This window comes from Rothia sp. LK2492 (genome assembly GCF_040946345.1).
GTDB lineage: Bacteria > Actinomycetota > Actinomycetes > Actinomycetales > Micrococcaceae > Rothia > Rothia endophytica.
In genome coordinates this window covers 256,329-270,859 of sequence record NZ_JAYWLX010000001.1, presented here as the reverse complement: position 1 = coordinate 270,859, position 14,531 = coordinate 256,329, and the positions used below count along the sequence as shown (strand labels likewise).

At 56.7% G+C, this 14,531-nt stretch carries 14 protein-coding genes and 1 tRNA gene; 11 read left to right on the top strand and 4 right to left on the bottom strand.

Features of this window, described 5'->3' with window-relative positions:
* The first annotated feature begins 1 nt into the window (after position 1).
* Both VVR27_RS01250 and VVR27_RS01245 read left to right on the top strand, forming a co-directional pair.
* A complete protein-coding gene (locus VVR27_RS01250) occupies positions 2-610 on the top strand; it encodes a C40 family peptidase (RefSeq protein ID WP_368546717.1) in 609 nt (202 codons plus the stop codon).
* A gap of 256 nt (positions 611-866) precedes the next feature.
* Entirely contained in the window at positions 867-1,106 is a 240-nt protein-coding gene (locus VVR27_RS01245; RefSeq protein WP_346872498.1) for a hypothetical protein, read from the top strand.
* Here VVR27_RS01245 and VVR27_RS01240 read toward each other — a convergent pair.
* Positions 1,033-2,010 (bottom strand): DUF4031 domain-containing protein, encoded by a 978-nt coding sequence (locus VVR27_RS01240; protein ID WP_368546716.1) that lies wholly within the window; start codon positions 2,008-2,010, stop codon positions 1,033-1,035. The two genes, VVR27_RS01245 and VVR27_RS01240, sit on opposite strands and share 74 nt — an antisense overlap.
* A 64-nt stretch (positions 2,011-2,074) precedes the next feature.
* Here VVR27_RS01240 and VVR27_RS01235 point away from each other — a divergent pair.
* Positions 2,075-2,147, top strand: a tRNA-Arg gene (locus VVR27_RS01235).
* An 80-nt stretch (positions 2,148-2,227) separates the two neighbouring features.
* On the opposite strand, the gene VVR27_RS01230 is transcribed toward VVR27_RS01235, so the two are convergent.
* Positions 2,228-2,905, bottom strand: coding sequence for a hypothetical protein (locus VVR27_RS01230; RefSeq protein WP_368546715.1), 678 nt, complete (start codon positions 2,903-2,905; stop codon positions 2,228-2,230).
* A gap of 107 nt (positions 2,906-3,012) precedes the next feature.
* On the opposite strand from VVR27_RS01230, the gene pcrA reads away from it, so the two are divergent.
* The 5 genes from pcrA to VVR27_RS01205 all read left to right on the top strand — a co-directional run bounded on the left by pcrA (position 3,013) and on the right by VVR27_RS01205 (position 9,491).
* Entirely contained in the window at positions 3,013-5,700 is a 2,688-nt protein-coding gene (gene pcrA, locus VVR27_RS01225) for a DNA helicase PcrA (RefSeq protein WP_409349913.1), read from the top strand.
* A gap of 64 nt (positions 5,701-5,764) precedes the next feature.
* Positions 5,765-6,373, top strand: a complete 609-nt coding sequence (locus VVR27_RS01220) for a sarcosine oxidase subunit gamma family protein (RefSeq protein WP_368546714.1) — start codon at positions 5,765-5,767, stop codon at positions 6,371-6,373.
* Positions 6,374-6,578: 205 nt separating this feature from the next.
* Positions 6,579-7,742 (top strand): ADP-forming succinate--CoA ligase subunit beta, encoded by a 1,164-nt coding sequence (gene sucC, locus VVR27_RS01215; protein ID WP_251379393.1) that lies wholly within the window; start codon positions 6,579-6,581, stop codon positions 7,740-7,742.
* A 35-nt stretch (positions 7,743-7,777) separates the two neighbouring features.
* Positions 7,778-8,695 (top strand): succinate--CoA ligase subunit alpha, encoded by a 918-nt coding sequence (gene sucD, locus VVR27_RS01210; protein WP_345443879.1) that lies wholly within the window; start codon positions 7,778-7,780, stop codon positions 8,693-8,695.
* Between the two features lie 292 nt (positions 8,696-8,987).
* Positions 8,988-9,491: a Dps family protein gene (locus VVR27_RS01205; protein ID WP_368546713.1), complete on the top strand. Its 504-nt coding sequence runs from the start codon at positions 8,988-8,990 to the stop codon at positions 9,489-9,491.
* A gap of 87 nt (positions 9,492-9,578) precedes the next feature.
* On the opposite strand, the gene VVR27_RS01200 is transcribed toward VVR27_RS01205, so the two are convergent.
* Positions 9,579-10,232 (bottom strand): HAD family hydrolase, encoded by a 654-nt coding sequence (locus VVR27_RS01200; RefSeq protein ID WP_368546712.1) that lies wholly within the window; start codon positions 10,230-10,232, stop codon positions 9,579-9,581.
* Positions 10,233-10,359: 127 nt separating this feature from the next.
* Here VVR27_RS01200 and VVR27_RS01195 point away from each other — a divergent pair, with 127 nt between their 5' ends.
* Together VVR27_RS01195 and VVR27_RS01190 are read left to right on the top strand one after the other, a co-directional pair.
* On the top strand, positions 10,360-10,668 hold the full coding sequence (locus VVR27_RS01195) for a hypothetical protein (protein ID WP_368546711.1): 309 nt from the start codon (positions 10,360-10,362) through the stop codon (positions 10,666-10,668).
* A gap of 30 nt (positions 10,669-10,698) precedes the next feature.
* Complete coding sequence (locus VVR27_RS01190; RefSeq protein ID WP_368546710.1) at positions 10,699-10,878, top strand: hypothetical protein; 180 nt, start codon at positions 10,699-10,701, stop codon at positions 10,876-10,878.
* Between the two features lie 4 nt (positions 10,879-10,882).
* On the opposite strand, the gene VVR27_RS01185 is transcribed toward VVR27_RS01190, so the two are convergent.
* Positions 10,883-11,599, bottom strand: a complete 717-nt coding sequence (locus VVR27_RS01185) for a glutamine amidotransferase (protein WP_368546709.1) — start codon at positions 11,597-11,599, stop codon at positions 10,883-10,885.
* Positions 11,600-11,840: 241 nt separating this feature from the next.
* Between VVR27_RS01185 and clpB the strand changes: the two genes are divergently transcribed.
* Entirely contained in the window at positions 11,841-14,432 is a 2,592-nt protein-coding gene (gene clpB, locus VVR27_RS01180) for an ATP-dependent chaperone ClpB (RefSeq protein WP_368546708.1), read from the top strand.
* Positions 14,433-14,531: the final 99 nt, after the last annotated feature.

The following is a 14,531-nucleotide window of genomic DNA, read 5'->3' as shown; positions in this document are numbered from 1 at the left end:
CATGACTAAGTCAAACATCGTACGTAACGCAGGTATCGTAGCAGCCTCAGGTGCCCTTCTGGCAGCTTCCGTTGCTCCTGCTAACGCTTTTGCTGCAGCTGAAGTTTCAGCTCCCTCCTACTCAGCTCCTTCACTGGCTGACTACTCAGCACCCACCACCTCATGGGGCTACTACCAGGGCTCAACCACTGTTGAAACTCCTTCAACCGTCAGCACCCAGTCAAACGACTCCGCAGAGATTCCCGCTAACGTCTCCGGTGCTCGTGCAACCGTTCTCGCAGCAGCTCAGGATGGCATCGGCGGCGCTTACGTTTGGGGCGGCAAGAGCTACAAGGCTTGGGACTGCTCAGGCTTCGTTTCCTACGTCTTCGCTCAGGCCGGTATCTCACTGACCTCCAACACCTTCCAGATGGAAAGAGAACTGGTTCCCACCTCAAACCCCCAGCCCGGTGACATCGTCTTCACCAACGGCCTCAACCACGTAGGCATCTACGTTGGTAACGGCCAGATGATCAGCGCGCTGAACCCCTCACAGGGCACCCAGCTGACCTCAGTCGATGGTGGCGGCATGATGCCCGTTGACGGTTACTACACCGTTGCAGGTCTCTAAACCTTACCTCTTTAGGGTTGTGCTAGCTCGCTAGTACTCAACGGGTGTTGCCTGGTCGGCTCGCAACGCTCAAGAACTAACCCGCAGACTTCCTCACCACACACAAGGTAGAGGCACCGCAAACTCTAGTTTGCAGATGCGCACCAGACGACCAGCTGGGGCGCATTTTTTATACCCCCTAAGGAACCGTGGGCGGTGTTTAGCTCAGCGGTGAAGAAGTATATGGCCCCACGTGGGCGCCGGTAGGATAGAGGGCATGGCACCACAATTTGAATCACCCACTAGCTCATCAGATCAAGAGTTCACCTACATGGCGATTGGCATGGTAGCCGGGGCGGTTCCTGGCATTATTGCCGGGCTACTGGTGGCGCTTTTTGTGGGTCACGCAGCGATGTGGGTTTCTATCACTGGCGGTATCGGCATCATTTTAGGTCTTGTCGTCTCTCGGGTGCTTTACTCTCGCCGGAAAGCTCGCAAGGGCGTCCAGAGTAAGTAAGCTCTTTCAGCTCTGCCGCTATATTCTCCCGTGCTCTCGCCTCCCAGGTACTACGTCCTAGCCGGGTTGTAAAAATGCTGGGACGTTCTAGTAGCTCTTGCAAGACCTGTGCGCGGCCCTGCCTGAAGTCATCATCACTCACGCGTGAATATTCCTGCCGCACGCCTGTAGTGTAACGCCGGTAACGAGCGGTCTTTGCTGCCAGAATCGCAAGGTCTGCATCAAAGAAAATCTTCCAGTGCTCCTGACTGATACCTGCCCTCTGCAAGACCTCCTGAGCCTGCGGGGGCTGGTGCGCCGCAGTTGCTTCAATGAGGCAGGCTACTGCTTCTATCTCTCCTTCGCCTGCTACCTGGTGGCGGGCTAGTTGGTGGCGTGCGTAGGTCGCCGATGCCTCTTCGTCTGCCCCCGGTTTCCCTTCATAGATCACATCGTGCAGCCATATCGCCAGAAGGGCGGCGCGGGGTAGCTTATCGTTGCCTGCCAGGTAAGTTGCATGACCCAGCATTTCTAACAGGTGAGCGCTGTTATGGTAGGCCCGGTGGGGCTCTTGCCAACGATCTAGTATGTCTTCGCCCAGCTGTTCGGCACCCGGTGCAAGTGTTCCCCAGCGAACCAGTAGCCCCTTTCTAATTTTTTCGGGGCGTTCCTTGAGTGGCACTCTCAGGCCACTGGCGTGCAATCTACGAGTTAGCTCGCTGCCGCTGACCGGTTGCGCACCAGCGTCGATGAGTTGCGGGCAAAGGTGGGCTGGCACATCGTAGTGGTCCCGGTCGAAGGCGCGTTCGCTGATTCCCTGAGCGCGGGCAAAGGAATGGAGTTCCTGCAGACTACTATCAGAAATAAGGTGGGAGAAAACAGTGCCGTGGGCTGGCCAGCGGGCAGGGTCAATGAGAAGGGCCATGGTTTTAGTGTAAACTTGGGGAGGTTCTGGCACTAAAAGTTCTAGAGCTAACCTTCAAATACTTGCCCTCGTAGCTCAGGGGATAGAGCACCGCTCTCCTAAAGCGGGTGTCGTACGTTCGAATCGTATCGGGGGCACATAAGAGAAGACCCGGTGGTCGCTAGCACGACTACCGGGTCTTTTTGTAATCTCCATATTTCAAGTGGACTATGGGTGGTTACTGACCGGGTAGTTCCCCGCGGGAGAAAGCATCCACCTTGCTGCGCACCAGCCGCACCGCCATGATAGCTAGCTGGGCTAAGCAGAGAACCAATAGCACCCAGCGCGCCGCCACCAACACGGCGGCAAGCCCTGCTGTGCCGCCTAAGGGGTCAGCTAGGGCCGTGTCTATAGCGAAACCACCGGCAATGAAGACTACAGCGTAAGCCACTGGAAGGGTGAGCATGAGCCTGCCTACCAGCAGTTCAAACTGTGATGCCCGCACCATATTCCACCAGGTAAACGCAAAAATTAGAGAAAAGATGAGGCCGGTAGAACGGTGTAAAACCTGGTACTCTCGCAGGCCATCAACTCCCAGGCCGGTGGCAACGCGCTGAAGGTGATCGGTGCTAAACCACGTCATGAGTTCAGGGGCGGTGGCGCCTGCCATGTTGCTCACCCCTGGCAATAGCATCAGGTGATAGTAGAGACCAAAGAGCAGGGTAATCACAAAAGCGACCCCCAAAAAGATGTAGGAGCTACCATTCTCTGGGGTCGCAACAAGCTCACCGCGTGAATAATCGGTGATGACGCGCAGACCCGGCTGCGCCTGAGCTTCCTGTTGGGGTGCGGGGGCTACCTGCGCTGCTGCTTGCTCGCCGTAGAGGCGTTTCTTTTGACCTTTTGAGAGACCCATAGACTCCATTATGGTGCATGCCGCCCTTACCTCTCAGCAGAATGAGCTGACCTTAGAAAGTTTGTTCGCATAAAATGAGTGGTTGACGGTTTATTCGAGGAGGCACCATGTTTAACGATGATTTTATGCCCAAGCTACCTAAGAAAACAGGTTCAGGGCAGGACGCCGGGCAGCAGGAACCTCCTTTTGACCCTTTCTTTGATGACTTCCCAGACCACCTGGCTCATGAGGAACCGGCCTATGAGCCGAACCAGGAACCAGTGCCGGACGGGCAGGTGCCTGTTGACCCTGCTGAATTAGACTTTCTGCCACCCTCCTATCAGATGGGTGGCTTTATGCCTGACTATGCCCAGCCTGAACCCGATCGTACTGACCCGTCTGCCCTGGTGCAGGGGCTCAACGAGAACCAGGCAGAAGCTGTAGTGCATGCCGGGAGCCCTCTGCTGATTGTTGCCGGCGCTGGCTCGGGTAAAACCCGGGTGCTCACTCACCGTATTGCCTACCTGCTCGCAACAGGCCGAGCCCTCCAGGGGCAGATTCTTGCTATCACCTTCACCAACAAGGCGGCTGCTGAGATGCGCGAACGCATCACTGCCCTGGTGGGGCCACGAGCCCAAAGCATGTGGATCTCAACCTTCCACAGTTTCTGTGTGCGCGTGCTTCGCCGCGAAGCTAAAGTGCTGGGACTTAAATCGACCTTCTCAATTTACGACTCTGCTGATTCCCAGCGTCTGCTGACCCTCATCATCAAGCAGATGAACCTTGACACCAAGAAATTCACCGCTAAGGCGGTGGGCAACCGTATCTCCAACCTCAAAAATGAACTGGTAGATGCCAAAACCTTCGCAGCAGAAACCAGTGCCACCGACCCCTGGGAAGGCACTATCTCCACAATCTACACGGCCTACACCGAGCGTCTGCGCGCAGCCAACTCCCTAGACTTCGATGATCTCATCTTTGAAACCGTCAACCTGTTGCGTCAGCACCCCCAGGTGGCTGACTACTATCGCCGCCGTTTCCGCCACATCCTGGTCGACGAATACCAGGACACCAACCACGCCCAGTACGCTCTGGTCCGTGCCCTGGTAGGTGGGGCCTCTGCCCCACAGGCAGAGCAGGGCCCCTATCCCGACGCCTACCCACCGGCTGAACTGACCGTGGTGGGCGACTCCGACCAGTCCATCTATGCCTTCCGCGGCGCTGATATTCGCAATATCACCGACTTCGAAGAGGACTACCCGGCTGCCCGCACTATCCTGCTGGAGCAAAACTACCGTTCCACGCAGAACATCCTCTCAGCAGCTAACGCCGTAATTGAACGCAACAAGGGGCGCCGCCCCAAGAAGCTGTGGACAGCCAGCGGTGACGGCGCCAAAATTACCGGTTACGTGGCTGAGTCTGAACATGCCGAAGCTCGCTACATTGCTCAAGAAATTGACCGCCTGCGCGATGACCATGACATCGCGCCCGGCGACGTCGCCGTCTTCTACCGCACCAATGCCCAGTCGCGCACCCTGGAAGAAATGCTCATGCGCGTGGGCTTGCCCTACCGCGTGGTCGGCGGCACCCGCTTCTATGAACGCAAGGAAATCAAGGACGCCTTGGCTTACCTGCGTGTGCTGGTCAACCCGGATGATGACATTAACGTCCGCCGTATTCTCAACGAACCCAAGCGCGGTATTGGCGCTAAGTCTGAGAGCGTAGTCGCTGATTTTGCGCGCATTGAACGTATCTCCTTCATGGCAGCCCTGCGCCGCGCTGCCGATGCTCCTGGCTTGGGGGCCGCGGCCGTCAAAAAGATGGCAGAGTTCGCCCGTCTCATTGATGACCTCGCCCAAATTGCAGCCACCGAACCGGCAGCCACCTGCCTTGAGGCAGTCCTGGAACAGACCGGCTACCTGGCAGCCCTGCGCGAATCAAAGGATATCCAGGACGAATCGCGCGTAGAGAACCTCTCAGAGCTGGTAGATGCCGTACGTGAGTTCGAAATCGACCACCCCGGTGCCACCTTAGAAGAGTTCCTAGAACACGTTGCTCTGGTGGCTGATGCCGACCAGATCCCCAACAAGCCCAAGCACGACCAGGAGGGCGGCCCGTCCGCAGCTCAAATCGCTGCTGAAGTGGCTGAAGCGCGCTCGCAGGGAGTGGTAACCCTCATGACCCTGCACACCGCCAAGGGGTTGGAATTCCCGGTGGTTTTCTTGACCGGTATGGAACACGGCCTCTTCCCGCACCAGCGTGCTCTCACCGATGAGGGCGAGATGAGCGAGGAACGCCGCCTTGCCTACGTCGGTCTCACCCGCGCTATGGAACGGCTCTACCTGACCCGCGCCGAGAACCGCTCTATGTGGGGCAAGGGGCAGTACAACCCGCCCTCCCCCTTCTTAGAAGAAATCCCCGAAGAACTCATCGATTGGAAACGTAAGGGTAATAGCTTTGCCGGGGGGGTGGGTAGCTACGGCGGCTACGGCTCTTACGGGGGGTCTACCTACACCTCCCGCTTTGATGCACCGGGCTACCAAAGCCGCCCCGCCTCGTCCCCGTCAGTTGCTGAGATTAATGGGTCAGCTAGCTACGGCTACGCTGCGGCAACTAAAAATGTCTCCCGCGTGCAGCAGAACAAGGAAATCCCTGCCCTTTCGGTAGGAGACCGGGTTGAGCACAAAACTTTCGGTGAAGGCAGGGTTCTGGCAATGGAAGGGGCTGGCGATAAGACCGTGGCGAAGGTGCGCTTCGCTCAGGAAGAAAAACGACTTCTCCTGCGCTATGCACCCCTGACAAAAATTTCCGACTAAGATAAAACTGTCTTGCTCACAATGAGCTCTCAGTAGTTCTTGCATCTACAAAGGAATACCGCGAATGGACCATGACAGTACAGTTCCCTCAATTGCCGATGAATTTGTAGAAGCTATGGATGGGGTTACCGACACCCGCGTGCAGCTCCAGGAAATCTTGGATCTTTCGCTCTTCCGCATCGAAATCAGCCCTGATTCGGACGCTGCCCAGCGTATCCAAGCAGTCTTAGGGGTTAAGCTACCCCGCCAACGTGGGCAGGTTACTGGTGACTCTCAGGCACTGCAACTGCTGTACGGCACCCGCCAGGTGGTCGCCTGCATGTACGTCAAAGAGGGCGTTTTCCTGGTCGTCACCCGCGTGGACCCGGTCAAACTGGGGAGGGCTCTGAACGCTGCTCTCGGCAGGGACGAAGGGCTAATCTTAGATGTTTCAGCTAACAGAACCGTCATTAACCTCAGCGGCGTCGCAGCAGCCGACGTTATTGACGAGGTAGTGCACTTTGACTTCCCGCCGGACAACTTTGTTCCCGGTAGTGCTCTGAGCTGTTCAGTAGCTGAGGCCTGGGTGATGCTGTGGAGAATTGACGAGTTGGAATACCTGCTGGTGCCTCGCGTCTCTGATACTGCCCCCTTCCTTGTTACCCTCATTGACGCCTGTGAGTCGGTAAAGTAAGACTCCTGCCTTCGTGGCGAGATGAGGCGTCATAAGTTGATATCTAGTTCGCACCGCTTTACAGGATGCGCTAAAGTGACTGTTGAGAAGCTGTAGTGTGCCCTAGCTCTCGCTTAGGCAGACGCTGTGCCACTATGCTTCACACCCGTAAAAGCGGGGTAGCCCACGCGCTGCCCAGCATGACTTCGACGAAGAAGGAATACCTGTGGACCTGTTTGAATACCAGGCACGCGATCTCTTTGAGAAGCACGGCGTGCCCGTACTTCAAGGCATCGTAGCGACCACCCCCGAAGAAGCAAAAGCAGCAGCTGAAAAAATTGGCGGCGTCACCGTTGTCAAGGCCCAGGTTAAGGTGGGCGGCCGCGGTAAGGCTGGCGGCGTAAAGGTTGCCAAGACTGCCGATGAGGCGTACGAATATGCACAGCAGATTCTAGGCATGGACATCAAGGGTCACACCGTTCACCGTGTAATGATCGCCCAGGGTGCAGACATTGCCGAGGAATACTACTTCTCCCTGCTGCTAGACCGCGCTAACCGTAGCTACCTTGCCATGTGCTCCGTAGAAGGCGGTATGGACATTGAAACCCTGGCTGTAGAGCGCCCCGATGCGCTGGCCAAGGTTGAGGTTAACCCCATCAACGGCATCGATGCCAAGAAGGCAGCAGAAATTGTTGAGGCAGCCGGCTTCGCTGAAGACATCCGCGAGGAAGTTGCAGCGGTTCTCATCAAGCTGGGTGAAGTCTACAAGAAGGAAGACGCAACCCTTGTTGAGGTCAACCCGCTGGTTAAGACCGGCGACGGCAAGATTCTCGCACTGGACGGCAAGGTCTCTCTGGACGACAACGCTGAGTTCCGTCATGCTGACCACGAAGCTCTGGTTGATAAGAGCGCAGAGAACCCCCTTGAAGCTAAGGCTAAGGAAAACGACCTCAACTACGTCAAGCTCGATGGCCAGGTAGGCATCATCGGTAACGGCGCTGGCCTGGTGATGTCCACCCTAGACGTCGTTGCCTACGCCGGCGAAAACCACGGCAACGTCAAGCCCGCTAACTTCCTGGATATCGGCGGCGGCGCCTCGGCTGAGGTTATGGCAGCTGGACTGGACATCATCCTCAACGATGAGCAGGTTAAGTCTGTATTCGTGAATGTCTTCGGAGGCATCACCTCCTGCGACGCTGTAGCTAATGGCATCGTCAAGGCACTAGAGATCCTGGGCGATAAGGCAACCAAGCCCCTGGTTGTACGTCTGGACGGCAACAACGTAGATGAGGGTCGCGCTATTCTGCGCGAGGCTGCTCACCCGCTGGTCCACCTGGCTGAGACCATGGACTCGGGTGCTGATAAGGCCGCCGAACTCGCTAACGCTTAAATTCTCCGCTTAGATTTTTTAGAAGGTTTATAGATATGTCTATCTTTTTGAACAAAGACTCCAAGGTCATCGTTCAGGGCATCACCGGCGGCGAAGGCACCAAGCATACCGCTCGCATGCTCGCAGCTGGCACCCAGATTGTAGGCGGCGTCAACGCTCGCAAGGCCGGCACCACCGTCGCTCACAAAGATGCTAACGGGCAGGATGTTGAGCTCAACGTCTACGGCACCGTAGCTGAAGCTGTAGAGGAAACTGGCGCTGATGTCTCCATCGTTTTCGTGCCCCCGGCATTCACCAAAGACGCCGTGATCGAAGCGATTGACGCTGAGGTTCCCCTGGTCGTTGTGATCACCGAGGGCATTCCCGTGGGTGACACCGCCGAGTTCTGGGCCTACGCCAAGAGCAAGGTGGATGCTGACGGTAAGCCCGTCACCCGTATCATCGGCCCCAACTGCCCCGGTATCATCACACCCGGTGAGTCACTGGTTGGTATTACACCCGCCAATATCACGGGCAAGGGCAAGATCGGGCTGGTGTCCAAGTCAGGTACCCTGACTTATCAGATGATGTTCGAACTACGCGATATCGGCTTCACCACCGCTATCGGTATTGGTGGTGACCCCATCATCGGTACCACCCACATCGATGCTCTTGAAGCTTTCGAAGCTGACCCCGAGACCGAAGCTATCGTCATGATCGGTGAAATTGGTGGTGACGCTGAAGAGCGTGCTGCTGACTTCATTAAGGCAAACGTCACCAAGCCCGTTGTTGGCTACGTTGCTGGCTTCACCGCTCCTGAGGGCAAGACCATGGGCCACGCAGGCGCTATCGTCTCCGGCTCATCAGGTACAGCTCAGGCTAAGAAAGAAGCACTGGAAGCAGCTGGCGTGAAGGTTGGTAAGACCCCTTCAGAAGCTGCTGCTCTGATGCGCGAAATCTTCGCTAGCAAGTAAGCCCGAAATTCTTGTCAGTAAGACGCCGGTGCTCACACTTTGTGTGAGCACCGGCGTCTTGCAATAGCTCTGGTCTTTATATCAAGAACAAAGCGCAGGGAGCCTAGGACGTAGAACCGTAATTGTTATAGGTGGTGCCGCCAAAATATCTTGGTCTGCTCGTACCGATGGTCTTCTTATTATGATATTTTCATAATAACCTTGCGGTGGCGGATTGTCGGCGGTACAGTAGTGAGCAAAGGGCGGCCCAGTAGGGAGCTCCCGCCCGTCTCCCTCGTAGAAAGGTGTTGGGATGACTAAGCACGCATCATTCACTGTTCCCGGTTTGACCGAAGAGTCCGGCCACCACGTTGCCGAGGCTTTGCAGCTTCGCCTGCATGCCCTCAATGATTTGCATTTGACCCTCAAGCACGCCCACTGGAATGTTGTGGGCCCCACCTTCATTAGTGTGCACGAAATGCTAGACCCCCAGGTTGATTTGGTGCGTGGCTTTGTCGATGAGCTTGCTGAGCGTATGGCAACCATGGGCGTCTCGCCCAATGGCCTGCCCGGAGACCTGGTAGCTAAGCGTACCTGGGAAGATTACAGCGTCGACCGCGCTGACGCCCAGGCTCACCTATCCGCCCTCGATGAAGTCTACAATGGTGTCATTGAAGACCATCGTGCAGCCATCGCTAAGGTGGGAGATGTTGACCCCATCACCGAAGACTTGCTGATTGGTCAGACCGCTGAGCTCGAAAAATTCCAGTGGTTCATCCGCTCACACCTCGATGACGGCCAGGGCAACGTCAAGTAAGTTCTTGGCTCACTACGCACGTAACATGGTAAAAAATCAGCCTCTTCCCGCGCGGGAAGAGGCTGATTTTTTATTCGGATGAGAGGTTTAGTCTTCGTCAACCAGCGCGCGAATCTTAGCCAGAGAGAGCTCCGAGTGCTCCATACGAGCGTGACCAAGGTTCTTGGGTACAGAGAGGAGACCCGGCACCACAACTACCTTCATGCCTGCATCCACTGCACTCTGAGTCCCTGAATCTGAGTCCTCAATCGCTACGCAGTTAGCGGGGTCAACGCCCAAATTTTTGGCAGCCAGCAGGTAGGGCTCGGGGTTGGGCTTGGCCTGGGTGACGTGCTCATCGCTCACAATGGTAGAAAACAGTCCTTCAGGCCCTAAGTTTGCTGTGCGCTGGGCGACGGCGGTGGTGGCGTTGGTAACGATCCCGGCAGGTACACCAGCTGCCGCAACTTCGTCCAAGAGTTCTGGGATGCCTTCAAGCAGAGTAATGGTTGCTTCAGACAGCAAAACACCCATTTTCTCTTTAAGGCTTGCATAGAGTTCGTCTGCCGGAGCGTCAATGCCGAGGGCATGCATTCGTTCAAAAGTTACCGTGGCGGGGCGCCCCAGGCATGCCAGCGAATCTTCTTCGGTCCAGGTCTTACCGTAGTCTGCTGCGAGGGCCGTTTTGGCCTCAGCCCACAGGGGCTCGGTATCAACTAGGGTTCCGTCATGGTCAAAGAAAATCGCTTCAAGTCTGCTCATACCTTCCACCCTACCGGTCAGGGAGCGGGCGCGTGCATAAGATGGGGGAGTGAGCTTACCGCAAAATTTTTCTGAAAATGGCACTGTAACCCCTGGCAGCTCTACTCTACGCCGGCAGGGGTGTGCGTTGACCCGGATTAGTCTCTACCTGATGGGGCCCCTGGGGGTGCTGGCTGCTCTGTGGATTACCGCAGGTAGATCACTTTTTGGTGCAGGTGGGTCTCTGGTACCAGTCTTTGCTATCAGCTTCGGACCAGCCTTAGCTGCTCTTTATCTGCTGGCTACCTACTATGCCTGGCAGGAGGTAAAGCTGCAGCGAGCAGGGGTATCCGCAGGTCTGCCGCTGGTCACCGCACTGGTGCAGGTAGTTGGCTGGCTACTTGCCGCTGTCTTTGGGTTACTCGTGCCTGACCGTGTCGATGGTGTGACGGTCTAAGCCGCCTCCGCTCTTTTGGGGCACGATGTCGTGGGTCTTTCTGCGGGGTTCGGTAATACCGCCGGCATCCTGACTTTTGCTTTCGCCATAGCTGTGCTGTTGCTGACCCTTGCCAGCCGGCGCAAGGCTAAAGAAGCTGCCCGCGGCATCGATGATGATGTGCGCGAGCAACTGGAGCGCCAAGAGTCGATGTACGACTTCCTGGATTAAGGGCTCAGAGGCCCACCGCGTCCAGCCAACCGTTGAGTACCTGGGTGGACGCTGCTGTCAAATCCTCAGCGTACTGGGACGCTTCGCGCCTGAAGACCGCGATATCCTGGCCCGAGTCAACGATGTCGGCGGTGTAGGCGATGAGCCACTGCTCAACCTTACGGGGGTCAACTTCTAGGTGAAACTGTAGGGCTAGGGCGAAAGGCTTCCCTGCTTCGTCTTCAAGAGTGAAAGCTTGGTTCTCAAAATCAGAGGTGGTTGCCAGTGTTTCTCTGTCGGCGGGAATGCTGAACTGATCCCCGTGCCAGTGCAGAACGGGCGTGTTGCCAAGGGGAGCTAGCACGGAGTTCTTACCAGCTTCGGTGAGTTCCACCGGGGAGTAGCCCAGTTCTAGAACGCCGGAGGTGCTGATCTCGGCGCCAGCTGCCATGGCGATTTGCTGGGCACCTAGGCAGATGCCTAAAACGGGTTTTTGCGACGCTAGGCGGTTTTTGATGAGCTCAACCTCCTCAAAGAGGAAGGGGTAGCTCTGGGTGTCGTTCACGCTAATTGGGGCACCCAAAACAATCAAGAGATCGGCCTCTTGAACCTCAGGAATATTGAGAGAATCAATGCCAGCATCGCGGTATTCAACGGTGAAACCACGGTCTTCAAGGAGCTGCTCGTAAATACCGAGATCTTCGAATGCTACATGGCGGATGGCATATGCTGTGCGAGTCATGGATCCTCTTTAGGTAATGGGGTGAGTGCTGCCGTGTCAGTCTACTGAGATGTGCCAGAGGTTACTAGTTGATACTCGCGGGTTGAGATGTCTCCAAAAATTACTGAACGATACTAGCGCAAATAAGTTGAGTGAGGTAGACTCAACTTATAGAAAGGATGCAGCTAGGTCGGTTCCACCGGTTGTAGCGAGCGTCCACCACCAACCTTAAATATCAACCTCCTCGTAGAAAGAAGACAACATGAACGCTCAATTCACCACCAAGAGCCAAGAAGTTCTCTCGGCAGCCAATATGAATGCTCAAACTGCGGGCAATCCTAATTTAGACACCGCTCACCTGCTGAAGGCCCTCATGGATCAGCGTGATGGTGTGGCGGTAGCTGTGCTCAAAGCTGCAGGACTGGATGTCGATGTTATCTCGGTTGCTGCCTCCACCCTCATTAAGAAACTGCCCAAGGCGGCCGGCTCATCCGTAACCCAGGCTCAACCTTCCCGTGCCCTGCTCACTGCCCTTCAAGCTGCGCAAAACAAAGCAACAGAGCTGGGTGATACCTATATTTCCACCGAAGTCTTACTGCTGGGCCTTGCCGCAGGAAACGACGACACCGCTCGCGCCCTCGAAGCAGAAGGCGCGACCGCTAATCGTCTAGAAACCACCATTAAAGAAATGAGAGGGGAGCGAACTGTGAACACTCCTGACCCCGAGGGCACCTTTGATGCCCTAACTAAGTACGGCACCGATTTGACCGCCGTCGCACGCGAAGGCAAACTAGACCCGGTCATTGGTCGCGACAGCGAAATTCGCCGCGTGGTCCAGGTGCTCTCCCGCCGCACCAAGAACAACCCCGTGCTCATCGGCGAACCCGGCGTCGGTAAAACTGCCGTTGTAGAAGGGCTGGCCCAGCGCATGGTCTCCGGGGACGTGCCCGAATCTCTGCGCGGCAAGACCCTCATCTCCCTAGATCTGGGAGCTATGGTGGCAGGTGCCAAGTACCGCGGTGAATTTGAAGAACGCCTCAAAGCAGTGCTTGAAGAAATCAAGGCCTCAGAAGGGCAAATCGTCACCTTCATCGACGAAATCCACACCGTAGTTGGTGCCGGTGCCACCGAAGGTTCTATGGACGCCGGTAACATGCTCAAGCCCATGCTGGCCCGCGGTGAACTGCGCCTGATTGGTGCCACCACCCTGGATGAATACCGCGAGAACATCGAAAAGGACGCTGCTCTTGAGCGTCGTTTCCAGCAGGTCTACGTAGGCGAACCCAGCGTGGAAGACACCATCGCTATTCTGCGCGGCCTCAAGGAACGCTACGAAGCGCACCACAAGGTTGCAATTGCTGACTCGGCCCTAGTTGCCGCAGCTAGCCTGTCTAACCGTTACATTCCTAGCCGCCAGCTACCCGATAAGGCCATTGACCTGATCGACGAGGCAGCTAGTCGCCTGCGCATGGAAATTGATTCGGCCCCCGAAGAAATTGACCAGCTACGCCGTGCTGTTGACCGTCTGACGATGGAAGAACTGGCGCTCGCTAACGAAACTGACCCCGCCTCCGTCGAACGCCTCGAAGCCCTGCGCGCTGACATAGCGGATAAGAAGGAAACTCTGGACGCCCTCAACGCCCGCTGGGAAGCCGAGAAGGCTGGTCTTAACCGGGTGGGTGACCTCAAAACCCAAATCGATGAGCTGCGTTCTAAAGCAGAAGTAGCCCAGCGCGAAGGTAACCTGGGGGAAGCTTCCCGTATTCTTTACGGCGAGATTCCCTCCCTGGAAGCTGAGCTGGTTGCCGCCCAGCAGGCAGAGAGTACCTCTGCTAACACTGAAGCTATGGTGTCTGAGGAAGTCACCGCTGATGACATCGCAGAAGTTATCTCAGCCTGGACCGGCATCCCCGCTGGCCGCATGCTGACCGGCGAAACCGAGAAGCTGCTCAACATGGAAGCCGAACTGGGTAAGCGTCTCATCGGTCAGTCCAAGGCTGTAACCGCTGTTGCGGACGCTGTGCGCCGTTCCCGCGCAGGTATCTCTGACCCCGACCGTCCCATTGGCTCCTTCCTCTTCCTGGGCCCCACGGGCGTCGGTAAGACTGAGCTTGCCAAGGCGCTGGCGGAGTTCCAGTTCGACGATGAACGCGCACTAGTGCGCATCGACATGAGCGAATACTCAGAGAAGCACGCTGTTTCTCGCTTGGTTGGTGCCCCTCCCGGGTACGTCGGCTACGAAGAGGGCGGCCAGCTGACCGAAGCTGTACGCCGCCGCCCCTACTCCGTCGTCCTGCTGGACGAGGTGGAAAAGGCTCACCCAGAGGTCTTCGACATTCTGCTGCAGGTGCTGGACGATGGTCGCCTCACCGACGGTCAGGGGCGTACCGTGGACTTCCGCAACGTCATCCTGATTCTGACCTCCAACCTGGGCTCCCAGTTCCTGATTGATCAGGAGCTGGACGAAGACGCCCGCCGCTCTGCGGTTATGGGAGTAGTGAATGCCAGCTTCAAGCCGGAGTTCCTCAACCGCCTGGACGAGGTCATCATCTTTGATCCCCTCTCACCCGATGAGCTGAGCTCCATCGTTGGGCTGCAAATCGAAGCTCTGAGCAAGCGCCTGGAAGACCGCCGCCTGACCTTGGATGTCTCCCCGGCAGCTATTGAATGGCTGGGGCTGGCTGGTTATGACCCCGCCTACGGTGCCCGCCCGCTCCGCCGCCTGGTGCAGCGAGAAATCGGTGACCGCCTGGCTAAGGGAATCTTGGCTGGTGCTATCAAGGACGGCGACACCGTGCGGGTGGACGTTAACCCGGATGTTGCCACCGAGGGTCTAACGGTTACTGCCGCATAAACCTCAACAAAGAGGTGGGTATGTTTATAGCCAGTTGGCGAGAACATACCCACCTCTTTGCCATGCCTGAAGGTAAGCAGGATTCCACCCCTCAGTAAG

Bases quoted from the DNA above. Each gene is read 5' to 3' on its own strand.
- VVR27_RS01250 (WP_368546717.1), top strand. From the start codon at position 2: ATGACTAAGTCAAACATCGTACGTAACGCAGGTATCGTAGCAGCCTCA.
- VVR27_RS01245 (WP_346872498.1), top strand. From the start codon at position 867: ATGGCACCACAATTTGAATCACCCACTAGCTCATCAGATCAAGAGTTC.
- VVR27_RS01240 (WP_368546716.1), bottom strand. From the start codon at position 2,010: ATGGCCCTTCTCATTGACCCTGCCCGCTGGCCAGCCCACGGCACTGTT.
- VVR27_RS01230 (WP_368546715.1), bottom strand. From the start codon at position 2,905: ATGGGTCTCTCAAAAGGTCAAAAGAAACGCCTCTACGGCGAGCAAGCA.
- pcrA (WP_409349913.1), top strand. From the start codon at position 3,013: ATGTTTAACGATGATTTTATGCCCAAGCTACCTAAGAAAACAGGTTCA.
- VVR27_RS01220 (WP_368546714.1), top strand. From the start codon at position 5,765: ATGGACCATGACAGTACAGTTCCCTCAATTGCCGATGAATTTGTAGAA.
- sucD (WP_345443879.1), top strand. From the start codon at position 7,778: ATGTCTATCTTTTTGAACAAAGACTCCAAGGTCATCGTTCAGGGCATC.
- VVR27_RS01205 (WP_368546713.1), top strand. From the start codon at position 8,988: ATGACTAAGCACGCATCATTCACTGTTCCCGGTTTGACCGAAGAGTCC.
- VVR27_RS01200 (WP_368546712.1), bottom strand. From the start codon at position 10,232: ATGAGCAGACTTGAAGCGATTTTCTTTGACCATGACGGAACCCTAGTT.
- VVR27_RS01185 (WP_368546709.1), bottom strand. From the start codon at position 11,599: ATGACTCGCACAGCATATGCCATCCGCCATGTAGCATTCGAAGATCTC.
- clpB (WP_368546708.1), top strand. From the start codon at position 11,841: ATGAACGCTCAATTCACCACCAAGAGCCAAGAAGTTCTCTCGGCAGCC.